Source organism: Burkholderiaceae bacterium, from assembly GCA_024235995.1.
Classification (GTDB): domain Bacteria; phylum Pseudomonadota; class Gammaproteobacteria; order Burkholderiales; family Burkholderiaceae_C; genus Ottowia.
The window spans coordinates 3,493,892-3,506,510 of record JACKLI010000001.1 but is presented as its reverse complement, the minus strand read 5'-3'; the positions used below and the strand labels follow the sequence as shown (position 1 = coordinate 3,506,510).

The 12,619-nt window shown below is 65.2% G+C and carries 13 protein-coding genes and 1 pseudogene; all 14 read left to right on the top strand.

Going from position 1 to position 12,619, the window contains the following annotated elements; genetic code table 11:
* Positions 1 to 82 precede the first annotated feature (82 nt).
* Positions 83 to 703 (top strand): annotated as a pseudogene (locus H6927_16750) (phage terminase large subunit family protein).
* Between the two features lie 22 nt (positions 704 to 725).
* Positions 726 to 932: a hypothetical protein gene (locus tag H6927_16745; protein ID MCP5219736.1), complete on the top strand. Its 207-nt coding sequence runs from the start codon at positions 726 to 728 to the stop codon at positions 930 to 932.
* The gene (locus tag H6927_16740; GenBank protein MCP5219735.1) at positions 932 to 2,425 is read left to right on the top strand and encodes a phage portal protein; all 1,494 of its coding nucleotides are present in this window, start codon (positions 932 to 934) and stop codon (positions 2,423 to 2,425) included. Before H6927_16745 ends, H6927_16740 begins: the two co-directional genes overlap by 1 nt.
* A 1-nt stretch (position 2,426) precedes the next feature.
* On the top strand, positions 2,427 to 3,746 hold the full coding sequence (locus tag H6927_16735) for a S49 family peptidase (protein ID MCP5219734.1): 1,320 nt from the start codon (positions 2,427 to 2,429) through the stop codon (positions 3,744 to 3,746).
* 3 nt (positions 3,747 to 3,749) lie between these two features.
* Complete coding sequence (locus H6927_16730; protein MCP5219733.1) at positions 3,750 to 4,127, top strand: head decoration protein; 378 nt, start codon at positions 3,750 to 3,752, stop codon at positions 4,125 to 4,127.
* 14 nt (positions 4,128 to 4,141) lie between these two features.
* On the top strand, positions 4,142 to 5,146 hold the full coding sequence (locus tag H6927_16725; protein MCP5219732.1) for a major capsid protein: 1,005 nt from the start codon (positions 4,142 to 4,144) through the stop codon (positions 5,144 to 5,146).
* Positions 5,146 to 5,448, top strand: a complete 303-nt coding sequence (locus H6927_16720; GenBank protein ID MCP5219731.1) for a hypothetical protein — start codon at positions 5,146 to 5,148, stop codon at positions 5,446 to 5,448. Before H6927_16725 ends, H6927_16720 begins: the two co-directional genes overlap by 1 nt.
* 4 nt (positions 5,449 to 5,452) lie before the next feature.
* The gene (locus H6927_16715; protein MCP5219730.1) at positions 5,453 to 5,899 is read left to right on the top strand and encodes a hypothetical protein; all 447 of its coding nucleotides are present in this window, start codon (positions 5,453 to 5,455) and stop codon (positions 5,897 to 5,899) included.
* Positions 5,900 to 5,904: 5 nt separating this feature from the next.
* Positions 5,905 to 6,126, top strand: coding sequence for a hypothetical protein (locus H6927_16710; protein MCP5219729.1), 222 nt, complete (start codon positions 5,905 to 5,907; stop codon positions 6,124 to 6,126).
* Positions 6,123 to 6,875: a hypothetical protein gene (locus tag H6927_16705; GenBank protein ID MCP5219728.1), complete on the top strand. Its 753-nt coding sequence runs from the start codon at positions 6,123 to 6,125 to the stop codon at positions 6,873 to 6,875. Before H6927_16710 ends, H6927_16705 begins: the two co-directional genes overlap by 4 nt.
* Positions 6,876 to 6,892: 17 nt before the next feature.
* On the top strand, positions 6,893 to 7,294 hold the full coding sequence (locus H6927_16700) for a hypothetical protein (GenBank protein ID MCP5219727.1): 402 nt from the start codon (positions 6,893 to 6,895) through the stop codon (positions 7,292 to 7,294).
* 180 nt (positions 7,295 to 7,474) lie between these two features.
* On the top strand, positions 7,475 to 8,119 hold the full coding sequence (locus H6927_16695) for a hypothetical protein (GenBank protein MCP5219726.1): 645 nt from the start codon (positions 7,475 to 7,477) through the stop codon (positions 8,117 to 8,119).
* Position 8,120: 1 nt separating this feature from the next.
* Positions 8,121 to 12,173: a phage tail tape measure protein gene (locus H6927_16690; GenBank protein ID MCP5219725.1), complete on the top strand. Its 4,053-nt coding sequence runs from the start codon at positions 8,121 to 8,123 to the stop codon at positions 12,171 to 12,173.
* 36 nt (positions 12,174 to 12,209) lie between these two features.
* Positions 12,210 to 12,617 (top strand): hypothetical protein, encoded by a 408-nt coding sequence (locus H6927_16685; GenBank protein MCP5219724.1) that lies wholly within the window; start codon positions 12,210 to 12,212, stop codon positions 12,615 to 12,617.
* Positions 12,618 to 12,619 lie beyond the last annotated feature (2 nt).

Sequence of the window (12,619 nt, the reverse complement as noted above, 5' to 3'; positions counted from 1 at the left end):
CTTTCTTGTCGCAGTTGTTGCGGGATGGCTTCAGATCGTAGCGGCCGACGCGGACGCTCGCAGGGGATTTTTCAACGGCCTGTTAGACACTGGGTTTGCCACCCAAGAGGCCTATACCTTCGTGCGGGCCAGTCGCGACCCGCGCATCATGGCCATCAAAGGTGTCGCGCGCGGCGCGGCACTGATCGGGACCCCCACCGCCGTGGATATATCCAAGGGCGGCAAGAAGCTGCGCCGAGGCATCAAGGTGTTCTCGGTCGCCGTCGGCATTGCCAAGCTCGAGCTCTACAACAACCTGCGCAAATCGGCAGATGTGGCCGAGGACGGTATCACCGCGATCTATCCGGCCGGATTCATCCATCTGCCGAATGTGGACGCAGAGTTCATTCAGCAGCTCTGCGCGGAACAACTCATCACGCGACGCGACCGGAATGGCTTTCCCATCCGGGAGTGGCAAAAGATGCGCGAGCGTAACGAGGCGCTGGACTGCTACGTCTACGCCCGCGCAGCCGCTTCAGCGGCGGGACTGGATCGCTTCGACGAACGCCATTGGCGCGAGCTGGAGCGACAACTGGGGATGGCAGATCCGCCTGACCCCGTGACCACCACAACGACTGACGAGGCCACCCAACGCGGTGGCCTCGCTGTTTCTGCGCCCCGCAGCACCGGGCGACGAGTGATTAGGAGCCGCTGGCTCAGCTGACAGATGTGCCGATGAGGACACGATGACTTACACCACTACTGAGCTCGACGCGTTGAAGCGTGCGCTGGCCACTGGCGAGCGCCGTGTGAGCTTCGGCGACAAAACGATTGAGTACCGCTCAGTCGAAGAGTTGCAGGCCGCCATTCGAACTGTCGAGACAGAGATCGCCCGAAATTCAGGGAAAAGCCTCGTCCGTCAGTTGCGCGTCACGACCCGGAAGGCCACCTGATGAGCTGGTTCTCCAAACTTCGGCGCGGCATGTTTGGCGGCCCGTCGCCGACTTACGACGGTATCGGCGGTGGTCGGCGAGCGATTGCCTGGCAGGTCGGAAATCCTGGTGCCGTTGCCGCGCTGGCCTTCACCCAGAACGAGCTCCGCGCCAAAAGCCGCGATCTGGTGCGACGCAACGCTTGGGCGGCCGCCGGCGTGGAGGCCTTCGTCGCCAACGCGATCGGCACGGGCATCAAGCCGCAGTCGATGCTCGCGGACAACGCACTACGGGAAGCCATTCACGCCCTCTGGTGGGACTGGTGCAGCGATGCCGACGCAGCCGGCTTGACCGACTTCTACGGCCTGCAAGCACTCGCCTGCCGGGCAATGCTGGAAGGCGGGGAGGCACTGGTGCGGCTGCGCTATCGCCGACCCGAAGACGGTCTGGCGGTTGGCCTCCAGCTCCAGCTGCTGGAACCCGAACACTTGCCCATGACGATGAACCTGGAGCTACCTTCCGGCAACGTGGTACGGGCCGGCATCGAGTTCGATCGGCTCGGCCGCCGCGTCGCCTACCACCTGTATCGCTCGCATCCCGGTGATGGCGCCTTGGCGCCAATGTCCGGCACGGGTGGCATGGACACCGTGCGCGTGCCTGCCTCCGAGATCATCCACCTGTTCCGTCCGCTGCGTCCTGGCCAGATCCGGGGCGAGCCGTGGTTGGCGCGGGCGCTGGTCAAACTCAATGAGCTGGACCAGTACGACGACGCCGAACTGGTGCGCAAAAAGACGGCGGCGATGTTCGCGGGCTTCATTACCCGCCTGGCGCCCGAGGACAACCTCATCGGCGAAGGGCTGGCGGACGCCAACGGCGTGTCCCTGGCAGGACTGGAACCCGGGACCTTGCAGCTGCTGGAGCCTGGTGAGGACGTGAAGTTCAGCCAACCGGCTGACGTCGGAGCCAGTTATGCCGAGTTCCTGCGCATGCAGTTCCGGGCCGTCGCCGCCGCGATGGGCATCACTTACGAGATGCTCACCGGCGATCTGACGCAGGTGAACTACTCGTCGATCCGCGCCGGATTGCTGGAGTTTCGCCGCCGCTGCGAAGCGATCCAGCATGGCGTGATCGTCCACCAGCTCTGCCGCCCGATCTGGCGCGCATGGATGGAACAGGCTGCGCTCGAAGGTGCACTCGATCTCTCGGGCTTCGTCGGACGCAAACGGGAATACCTGGCCGCCAAATGGATTCCGCAGGGCTGGCAGTGGGTCGATCCGAAGAAGGAGTTCGACGCGATGCTCACCGCAATCCGTGCCGGGCTGCTTTCGCGCTCCGAAGCCATTTCCGCCTTCGGCTACGACGCCGAAGACATCGACCGCGAGATCGCGGCCGACAACCAGCGGGCCGATGAGCTGGGGCTGGTCTTCGACTCCGACCCGCGCCACGACAAATCGCCCGTCAACGCCTCGGCGACCGCCACTCCGGCTCCGCCGCAAGAACCCCAGGACAACTGATATGCAGCTCGTACACCTGGCGTCCCGTCTCTACGGGACGCCGCTTCTCATTGCGCGTTCGAAACTGGACGTGATCCTGTCCGTCCTCGGCCCGCGCATCGGATTGCCCGAGATCGATGCTGCCGTCCCGCTTCCCACTTCGAAAGCCGGCACTGCGGTCGGGCAGCCCGGCATCGCGATCATTCCCGTGCACGGCACCCTGGTACGACGGGCGATGGGACTGGAGGCGGCGTCTGGCCTGACCTCCTATGGGGAAATCGCGGCACGCCTCGACGCCGCGCTGGCGGACCCACAGGTCAGCGGCATCCTGCTCGACCTAGATTCGCCCGGCGGCGAAGCGGGTGGCGTGTTTGAGCTGGCCGAGCGGATTCGCGCCGCCAACGACATCAAGCCGGTGTGGGCGCATGCCAATGACTCCGCGTACTCGGCGGCTTACGCGATTGCCGCCGCCGCATCACGCCTGACCCTGTCCCAAACCGCCGGGGTGGGGTCCATTGGTGTTATTGCGCTGCACGTCGATCAGTCGGTCAAGGATGCCAAGGACGGCATCGACTTCACCGCAATCTACGCCGGCCACCACAAAAACGACTTTTCTCCCCACGCGCCGCTGTCCCCACAGGCGGCTTCCACCCTGCAGGCGGAAGTGGATCGGCTCTACGGAATCTTCGTCAGCCAGGTCGCGCAAATGCGAGCTCTGGACAGCGATGCCGTGCGGGCGACCGAAGCCAGCCTGCTCTTCGGCGAGGCTGCTGTGACGGCAGGCCTGGCTGACGCGGTGATGAGTTTCGATCAGGTCCTGATCGAGTTCTCCAACGCACTGGATGCGCAACGCCGGCTGGCGACACCCAGTACGGGCGCCGCGAAGCGCGGCCCGCTCGCCCGTGCCTCGCCTGCTTCACGGAACGCACCTCCGCAGATTTCCAGCCAACAACAGTCTCATTTGGAGAAAACCATGACCGATCACGAACAGCAGCCCCCTCTGGACGAATCCGAGCCGGAGGCCACGCCAGACCCGGCAGACACCCCAGCGCAAGAACCCACCACCCCGCCCGTGTCTGCATCGCTCGTCGGTGCGCACGCCAACGGCCGGATCGAGGCACAAGCCATTGCCGAGATCTGCCTGATCGCAGGCACGCCACAGCGCACGGCGGAATTCCTCGCATCCGGGATGAACGAGTCCCAAGTCCGCCGCGCACTGCTCGAAGCTCGCGCTGAACAGCCGGAGATTGCCTCACGCATCACCGCCGATGCGGGAACCACCGTGCAGCCGGAGAGCAGCCCGGTCGTTGCCGCCGTCAAGAAACTCGCCACGAAGGAGTAAGCCATGTCTGCCATTCAGGAAACCAACAACCTCGGTGATCTCCTCAAGTACGAGGCGCCGAATCTCTATTCACGCGACCTGGCCACGGTTGCTGCCGGTCAAAACCTGCAGCTCGGCGCCATCGTCGGCCGCGACAGTACGACCGGCAAGCTGAAAGCGCTCGACCCGGCCGCCACCGATGGCACTGAGAACGCGGTCGGCGTGCTCGCCGCTGACGTGGATGCGACCCTGATCGACCGGGAAGACGCGCTGCTGATCTCCCGCCACGCCATCGTCGCCAGCCATGCCCTGGTGTGGCCGGTCGCCATCACCCCTACCGAGAAGGCCACTGCGATCGCTCAGATCGAAGCGCGTGGCGTCCTCGTCCGAACCGCCGCCTGAATTAGGAGACAACCATGCAGAACCCTTTTACCAATCCCGCGTTCTCGATGGCGGCGCTCACGGCGGCCATCAACATTCTTCCCAACCGTTATGGCCGCATCGAGGATCTCGGTTTGATGCCGGCCAAGCCGGTGCGCCAGCGACAGGTCATCGTCGAGGAGATGAACGGCGTACTGAACCTGCTGCCGACCTTGCCGCCGGGCGCCCCGGGCACGGTCGGTGTGCGCGGTAAGCGCACCTTGCGTTCGTTCGTGATCCCCCACATCCCGCATGACGATGTCGTCCTGCCGGAAGAGGTTCAGGGCATCCGCGCCTTTGGCTCGGAGACTGAAACAGAAGCCGTCGCGGGCGTCATCGCGCGCCACCTGGAGACCATGCGTAACAAGCACGCGATCACGCTGGAACACCTGCGCATGGGTGCACTCAAGGGCGTCATTCTGGATGCCGATGGCTCCGTGCTGTACGACCTGTTCGACGAGTTCGACATCACGCCGCAGACCATCGCCTATGACCTCGGCAATGCCGGCACCAATGTGAAGGCGAAATGCCTCGCGACCCTGGCCGCGATCGAGGACAACCTCAAAGGCGAATTCATGACCGGAGTGCACTGCCTGTGCTCGCCCGAATTCTTCGCCGCCCTGACCGGCCATGCCAAGGTCGAGAAAGCGTTCGAGAACTGGCAGCAGGGTGCCATCCTGATCAACGACGTGCGCCGGGGCTTCACCTACGCCGGCATCACCTTCGAGGAGTATCGCGGGCAGGCAACCGATCCCACCGGCACCACCCGTCGCTTTATCGCGGCTGGCGAGGCCCATGCCTTCCCGCTGGGTACGGTGGATACCTTCGGCACCTACTTCGCGCCGGCTGACTTCAACGAGACGGTCAACACCATCGGGCAGACGCTCTATGCCAAGCAGGAGCCGCGCAAGTTCGATCGTGGCACCGACCTGCATACCCAGTCGAATCCGTTGCCCATGTGCCATCGGCCCGGAGTCTTGGTCAAGCTGACGGTGGCGTGATGAAGTTGATCGAACGCCTGTACCAGTCTGCCGCCAACGCGGGGCTGACGGTACGCTGCCATTGGCAGCCTTCCGATGGCTCGCCGTCGCAGACGCACGCGGTCGGCTTCACTGCGCCGGACGACACGGTGTTCGACGGGCTGGCTTCGTCCACCGATTACCAGATGTGCTATCCGGCTTCGGTCCTCAAAGGTCTGGGTCCGCGCGAGGCGGTCGAGATCGATGGCGTGATCTATCAGGTGCGTAGCACCCGGGCCGTGGGCGACGGCTCGGAGATGCGCGCACAGCTAACCCGGGTGTAGCGCCATGTCCGGCAACTCGATCCGCGAACAGATTCTGCTCGCGGTGATGGCGGCTGTCCGCACGCCGGTGGAGACGCTTGGGGCGACGCTGCACCGCTCGCCCACGGTGGCCATCAGCCGGGAGCAATGCCCCGCGCTGGTGGTGTTCCCCGAGTCCGAGTCGATCACCGAGCGCGCCAACGACCGCGTCACGCGCGAGCTCACGGTGCGCTTGGTCGCGCTGGCCCGCGCGGTGCCTCCCGCAATTCCGGAAACCGAAGCCGACCGGCTGATCACAGCCGCCCACGCCGCTCTGCTGGCCGACCGGAACCTGGGCGGCCTTGTCTTGGGGCTGCGCGAGCAGGAATGCGAGTGGGACGTCGAAGACGCCGATGCGGTGGCAGCCATGATCCCCGCGCGCTACGCGATCACCTACCGGACGCTCGACACCGACCTTTCAACCAAGGGATGACACCCATGACTTACATCGTTCTGACTCAGCCGCACACCCACGCGGGCCAAGCCCACAAGGCAGGCGACCGGCTCGATGTGGATAGCGGTACTGCCGACTGGCTCATCGCCAATGGCATCGCCCGCCATGACCGCCAGCCCGTACCCGAGCCCCAGCCGCAAGGCGACGGCGGACCCATCGAACCCATTCGCCCCATCACCACCCAACGCAAGGAATCCAAATCATGAGCACCTACGCCAGTTTTCAGGGCCGCGTCTTCCTCGGTAAACGCGACGCAGCGGGCCTGCCCATCGAAGTGCGCTCGCCCGGCAACGTCGCCGAGCTCAAGCTCTCGCTCAAGACCGACGTGCTGGAGCACTACGAGAGCCAGACCGGCCAGCGCTCGCTCGACCACCGGATGGTCAAGCAAAAGTCGGCCACCGTGAACCTCACCATCGAGGAGTTCACCAAGGAGAACCTCGCCCTGGCGCTGTACGGCAACCACATCACCGGCAGCACGGGCTCGGTGACCGCTGAGCCCATCGGCGGCGAGTCTCCGGTGGTCGGCGACCGCTACTTCTTTGCTCACCCCAAGGTGTCGGCGGTCGTGGTCACCGATTCGGCAGGTACGCCTGGGACGCTGACCGCAGGCACCCACTACACGGTGGATACCGACTTCGGTGCCCTCCAGTTTCTGGAGATCACCGGCTTCACCGCGCCTTTCAAGGCCGCTTACACCTACGGCGTGACCACCGAGATTGGCATCTTCACGCAGTCGGTGCCGGAGCGTTATCTGCGCCTGGAAGGTATCAACACCGCGCAGGGCAACGCCAAGGTTCTGGTCGAGCTGTACCGCGTCGCATTCGATCCGCTCAAGGAGATCTCTTTCATCTCGGACGAGTACAACAAGTTCGAACTGGAAGGCTCGCTCCTGGCCGACACCACCAAGCCCTATGACGCGGTGCTGGGCCAGTTCGGCCGCATCGTGCAGCTGTGAACGAGGTGAGGCCAACCATGAGCGATCTGGAAACCCTCATCCAGCAAGGGGTGGAACTGGTGATCGACGGCGAGCTGCTGGCCATCAAGCCCCTCAAGGTCGGGCAGATGCCCGCCTTCCTGCGCGCGATCACGCCGGTGATGCAGCAGATTGGTGGCGATGGCATCGACTGGCTGGCGCTGTTCGGCGAGCGCGGCGACGACCTGCTCACAGCGGTGTCGATTGCCGTCGGCAAGCCGCGCGCGTGGGTCGATGAGTTGGCCGCCGACGAGGCCATCCTGCTGGCGGCGAAGGTGATCGAGGTGAACGCGGATTTTTTTACCCGGACGGTGATGCCTCGTCTCGACTGTCTGATCGTGCAGACCAGCGCAGTGGCGGCCACAGCGGCCACGGCTGGTTCGACACCGTCCAGCACCTGATTGCCCACGGCCACCGACTGCCGGACATCCTCGACTACACCCTGGCGCAGGTGAGCGGCTTCGCAGCCGCCACCGTGCGGGAGGACGCGGCGCGCGATGCGCGCCTGCTCTCGCTGATCGCCATCGGCGCACGCGGCGATCCGCGTCACCTTGACCAGACCCTTGACAGGCTCCAAGACCATGCGCATCTCGGTTCGCATCGATAGCAAGGCCGCGCAGGCGCAGTTGCGTCGCTGGGGCGGCGAGTTCCGCGAGAAGGTACAGAAGGCGGTCGCACGCGGCATCGCCAGTGAGACCGCCGAACTCAAGCAGGACGTGCGCAGCCACGTTGCCGGTCAGATGACGGTGGTCAAGAAGTCCTTCGTCAAGGGCTTCACCGCCAAGGTGCTGGACAAGGACAAGAACCGGCTGCCCGCGCTCTACGTCGGCTCGCGCATCCCGTGGTCGGGCATCCACGAACGCGGCGGCGTGATCGGTGGCCGGATGCTGATCCCGCTGCACGGGCGGGTCGGCCGCAAACGCTTCAAGGCGCAGATCGCCGAGCTGATGCGCGGCGGCAACGCCTATTTCATCAAGAACGCCAAGGGGAACATCGTGCTGATGGCTGAGAACATCAAGGAACACGACCGACCATTGTCGGGATTCAAGCGCCGCTACCGAAAAGCCGAGGGCATCAAGCGGCTCAAACGCGGCGCGGATGTGCCCATTGCCGTGCTGGTGCCCCGGGTGCAGCTCAAGAAGCGACTGAACGTCGAAGGCATTGTCGCCGGGCGTATTCCGCGTCTCTCGGCCCGGATCGAGAAGCAGTTGCGGCTGGTGGACTGAGATGGCGAACCGCATTTCCATCCTCGTCGCCCTCGAAGGTGCAGACGAGGGGCTCAAACGCGCCATCACATCGGCCGAGCGCAGCCTCGGCGGGTTCGGCTCCAGCGCCAAGACCGCAGGCGACAAGGCCGCTGCCGGGGTGGCCGAGGTCAAGGCCGGAATGAACGCCTTTGGTGATCAGGTCGCCAAGGCCAAGACTCAGTTGCTGGCCTTCCTCACCATCAACTGGGCCAGCGGCAAGGTGCAGGAGATTGTCCAGATCGCTGACGCCTGGAACATGATGTCCGCGCGCCTGAAGCTGGCCACCGCAGGCAGCCGCGAGTACACGGTGGCCCAGAAAGAACTGTTCGCCATCGCGCAGCGCATCGGCGTGCCGATCCAGGAAACCGCCACGCTCTACGGCAAGCTCCAACAGGCGGTGCGGATGCTGGGCGGCGAGCAGCAGGATGCCCTCGCGCTCACCGAAAGTATCTCGCAGGCGCTGCGCATCTCCGGCGCATCGGCTGCCGAGGCGCAGTCGTCCCTGCTGCAGTTCGGGCAGGCCCTGGCCTCAGGCGTGCTGCGCGGCGAGGAATTCAACTCTGTCGTCGAAAACAGCCCGCGTCTCGCCAAGGCACTGGCCGACGGCCTGAACGTGCCCATCGGACGGCTGCGCAAGCTCGCCGAGGAAGGCCGCCTGACCGCCGACGTGGTGGTCAACGCGCTGATGAGCCAGAAGGACAAGCTGGCCGCCGAGTACGCGCAACTGCCGATGACCGTCAGCCAGGCCTTCACGCGTCTGTCGAACGCCTTCGGGCAGTGGGTCAGCAAGCTCGATGAATCGACCGGCTTCACCAAGAAGCTCGCCGAGGCCCTGACGTGGCTGTCGGAGAACCTGGACACGGTGATGAAGTGGCTGGGACGCATCGCCGAGGTCGGCCTCGCGGTACTGGTCTACCGCCTGATCCCGGCGCTGATCATCGCGTGGCAGACCGCAGGTGCGGCGGCGGTAACGGCGGCCAGCACCACGGCGGCGGCGTGGGCGGCGGCCAACCTGTCGATGTCGAACGCCATCGCCACCGTCGGCAAGCTGCGCGTCGCTTTCGGGGTGCTCGGTGCGGCCATCATCGGCTGGGAGATCGGGACGTGGCTGTCGGAGAAGTTCGAGATCGTCCGCAAAGCGGGCATCTTCATGGTCGAGGTGCTGATGAAGGGCATCGAGCACCTGCGCTTCCAGTGGGAGGTGTTCGCCGCCATCTTCACGTCCGACACCATCGCCGAAGCCACCAAGCGGCACGAACAGCGGCTTGCGGAGATGAATCGCATCTTCGCCGAGATGTACGCCGACGCCACCGAAGGCGCAAACGCAGCCCAAGGCGCGATGAACACCGCCGCGACCGCTGCCGAGGAGATCGCCAAGCGACTCGAAGCCGTGCGCCAGGGAACGCAGGAAGCGGTCGGGCGCGGCATCGAGGCCGTGCACGCCGCCCTGGAAAAACTCAAGTCCCGGCTGGGCGAGGTCGAACAGGCGGTCGGCAAGGCCCAAGGTGTGGTCAACGACGCCACCGCCAAAATGGCCGAGGCCTACAAAGGGTTCACCGCCATTGTCGAGGCCAATCTGCAAACGCAGATCACTGCGGTGAAGGCGCGCTACGAGCAGGAGAAGGCGGAACTAGAACGTACCCAGCAGTCCGAAACCGCCAAGATCACCAAATCCACGCAGCTCCTCACCGAAGCGCTGACGCAGCAGGCGACCCTGCGCCGTCAGGCCACGACCGAGACGCTCGGCCTGATCGATCAGGAAACGCAGGCGCGCAAGGAGGCTGCCGCCCGGCAAGGCCAGACCGAGGAGGAGCGCCGGGCCAACGTGCAGCGTGTCGAGAACGACATCCTCGCCACCAAGCGCCAGACGCTGGCGCAGGCGCTCTCCGAGTACCGCCAACACATCGACGCCCTCAACGCCGAGGCCAACCGGCATCTGGCGGAGGTGCAGCGCATCGAGGAAGCCAAGCGCCAGTTGTCGATGTCCACGGAGGAGCGCATCCGCGACATCCGCCGCCAGGGCATGACCGAGTACGAGGCGACCGAGGATCGCAAGCGCCAGATCGCCGAGATGCAGGAGCAGGCGCGACAGGCGCTGGCCAACGGTGAATTGGAGCTTGCACGCCAGCTCGCGCAGAAGGCGATGGACATGGCCGCGCAGGTGGCCACCAGTCAGACCAACGAGGCCAAGCGCGGCGAGGAGGCCCGCAGGCAGTCCGAGCAGGCAGTGTCACAGGTCACGCAACTGGAAGCGCAGTCGCGCGAGGCCTACCGCAGGCAGGAGTACCAGCAGGCGACCGAATTGATGCGGCAGGCTGACCAGTTGCGCGCGGAACTGGCGCAGAAGGCCAAGGATGCCGACGCTCAGGCGGTTCAAGGCAAACAGGGCGTGCGTGAGGCCATCGACCGCATCCGTGAGTCTGAAGAAATCCTCAACCAGACGCTGGATGCTGAAAGCGCGGCGCACCAAACGGCGGCACGCTCGGCGATCACCGCACGCGATGAGATTCAGCGCACGCTGGCCGAGACCACGCGCCAGATCGACGACATCACCGCCAAGCTCCGTGACGGGCTCAAGGTAACGCTCGACGCCGACACCACGCGCTTCGATCAGGCAATTACTGATCTGGACAAGGCGCTGGCTGAGAAAGAGTACCTGCTCCAGATCCAGGCCGACCTGCAGGAAGCGGAGCAGAAGCTCAAGGAATACGAGCAGTTGCTCAAGGAAGGCAAGACGCTGCCGGTCGATGCCGACGTCAGCAAGGCACGCGACGCGCTGGATCGGCTCAAGGCCTACGCCGACCAAAACGCGCAGTTCGAACTGAAGGTAGCGACCGAGAAAGCGCAGGCGGCGATCACCAATGTCGAAGGGATGATCAAGGCGCTGGATCGCATCCAGACCGAATCTCAGCATCAGGTCGCCAGCAACGTCGGCGCGGTGCGCGCGGAGATCGACAGCCTCAATGGGCGCAACACCTCGAGCACCCACACCATCTACGTGACCAAGGTGGAAACCAACGCCACTGGCGGTCTGGTTGGCGGTGGTGTTCGACGGTTTGCCGACGGCGGCGCGGTGGCTCCCGCCTTTCCCCGGATGAGCGGTGGCTCGGTGCCCGGCTCCGGCCACCACGATACCGTGCCACGCACCCTCGAGGCCGGTGCCTTCGTGATCCGCAAGGCGGCGGTGCAGAAGTACGGCAGCGGCGCGCTCTCGCGTTTGGCAAACAGTGTCGCTGGGGGCATCGCCCACTTCGCGGTCGGCGGGCGCGTTGCCTCATTGGGTGGCACCGGCTCCACAGGCTCCGATCCCAAAGACAAGCCGAGCAGGCCCAAGAAGAACCGCGAAGCGTTCGAGGCGCTCAAGATGATCGACCTCGGCCTGCAGGGGATGAACGAGTACACCAGCTGGCTGCAGTGGAACTACGGCGCATCGGTCAGTCTGGATATGCGCAGCAAGACAATGGACAACTATGGCAAGCAGGCGCAGGAAGATCGGCGCGTGCTGTCGGACTTCATCGGCCGCAAGACCCTGACCGGCAACGAGCGCCAGAACCTGGAGCGGATCAAGCAGACGTGGCGGCAAGCGATGGCCCAGCCGCTGCTCTGGGGCAAAGACCTGGAGCGCGAGCTGATCGACTACATGGAGCAAAACCAGGGCGAGTTCTACCGGCGCGGTGGCTTGGCGAAATCCGACACCGTCCCGGCGATGCTCACCCCCGGCGAGTTCGTCGTGAACCGGCAGGCCGTCGCCCGCTACGGTGCGGGCTTCTTCGAGGCTATCAACAACTTGAGCGCTCCGGCGCAGGCACTGGCCGGACGAGCGATGGCGAGCATCCAGGGCTTTGCCTCGGGTGGTTTGGTGCAACCCGTGGGCAGCAGCCTGCCACGTCCGTCACTGCCCGATAGTGCCCCGACCCGCACCGTGCGGGTGGAGTTGGCTGCAGGCGGCAACAAGGTCAATGCCACGGTCGATGCACGCGAGGAGTCGCGCTTGCTGCAACTGCTGGATGCTGCGCGCGGCCGCACGGCTTGACCGTGCGCTCCTGTTTCTCTGTCTGAGGTATTCCCGATGTACCTGAAGAACCTCGCTACCGGGGTGGCGTTGCCATTGCCGGACGACTTGCTGTGGGCGGACGAGCACGCGTGGTCGCCCGCCGTGGCCTCCGTGTCCTACCTGCTCACCGGCGCGCTGCTGGTGCAGTCAGCAACAAGGCAGGCGGGCCGCCCGATCACGCTGGTTGGCCCATCGGACATGGCGTGGGTGACACGCGCGACGGTGGCCACCTTGCACACCTGGGCCGCTGCGCCCCTGGCTGCGGCCAGTGGGCGGTTCGAGCTCACGCTGCGCGATGCGCGCGTGTTCACCGTGGCCTTCCGTCACGCCGACACCGCCATCGACGCCGAACCCGTGCTGGGCTTCCCGGCGCAATCCGACACCGATTTCTATCGCATCACCTTGCGGCTGATGCAGCTCTGATT

Excerpts from the sequence above, each read along its gene's own strand:
- H6927_16720 (MCP5219731.1), top strand. The coding sequence starts at position 5,146 with ATGAAGTTGATCGAACGCCTGTACCAGTCTGCCGCCAACGCGGGGCTG.
- H6927_16725 (MCP5219732.1), top strand. The coding sequence starts at position 4,142 with ATGCAGAACCCTTTTACCAATCCCGCGTTCTCGATGGCGGCGCTCACG.
- H6927_16745 (MCP5219736.1), top strand. The coding sequence starts at position 726 with ATGACTTACACCACTACTGAGCTCGACGCGTTGAAGCGTGCGCTGGCC.
- H6927_16705 (MCP5219728.1), top strand. The coding sequence starts at position 6,123 with ATGAGCACCTACGCCAGTTTTCAGGGCCGCGTCTTCCTCGGTAAACGC.
- H6927_16735 (MCP5219734.1), top strand. The coding sequence starts at position 2,427 with ATGCAGCTCGTACACCTGGCGTCCCGTCTCTACGGGACGCCGCTTCTC.
- H6927_16715 (MCP5219730.1), top strand. The coding sequence starts at position 5,453 with ATGTCCGGCAACTCGATCCGCGAACAGATTCTGCTCGCGGTGATGGCG.
- H6927_16710 (MCP5219729.1), top strand. The coding sequence starts at position 5,905 with ATGACTTACATCGTTCTGACTCAGCCGCACACCCACGCGGGCCAAGCC.
- H6927_16690 (MCP5219725.1), top strand. The coding sequence starts at position 8,121 with ATGGCGAACCGCATTTCCATCCTCGTCGCCCTCGAAGGTGCAGACGAG.
- H6927_16740 (MCP5219735.1), top strand. The coding sequence starts at position 932 with ATGAGCTGGTTCTCCAAACTTCGGCGCGGCATGTTTGGCGGCCCGTCG.
- H6927_16695 (MCP5219726.1), top strand. The coding sequence starts at position 7,475 with ATGCGCATCTCGGTTCGCATCGATAGCAAGGCCGCGCAGGCGCAGTTG.
- H6927_16685 (MCP5219724.1), top strand. The coding sequence starts at position 12,210 with ATGTACCTGAAGAACCTCGCTACCGGGGTGGCGTTGCCATTGCCGGAC.
- H6927_16730 (MCP5219733.1), top strand. The coding sequence starts at position 3,750 with ATGTCTGCCATTCAGGAAACCAACAACCTCGGTGATCTCCTCAAGTAC.
- H6927_16700 (MCP5219727.1), top strand. The coding sequence starts at position 6,893 with ATGAGCGATCTGGAAACCCTCATCCAGCAAGGGGTGGAACTGGTGATC.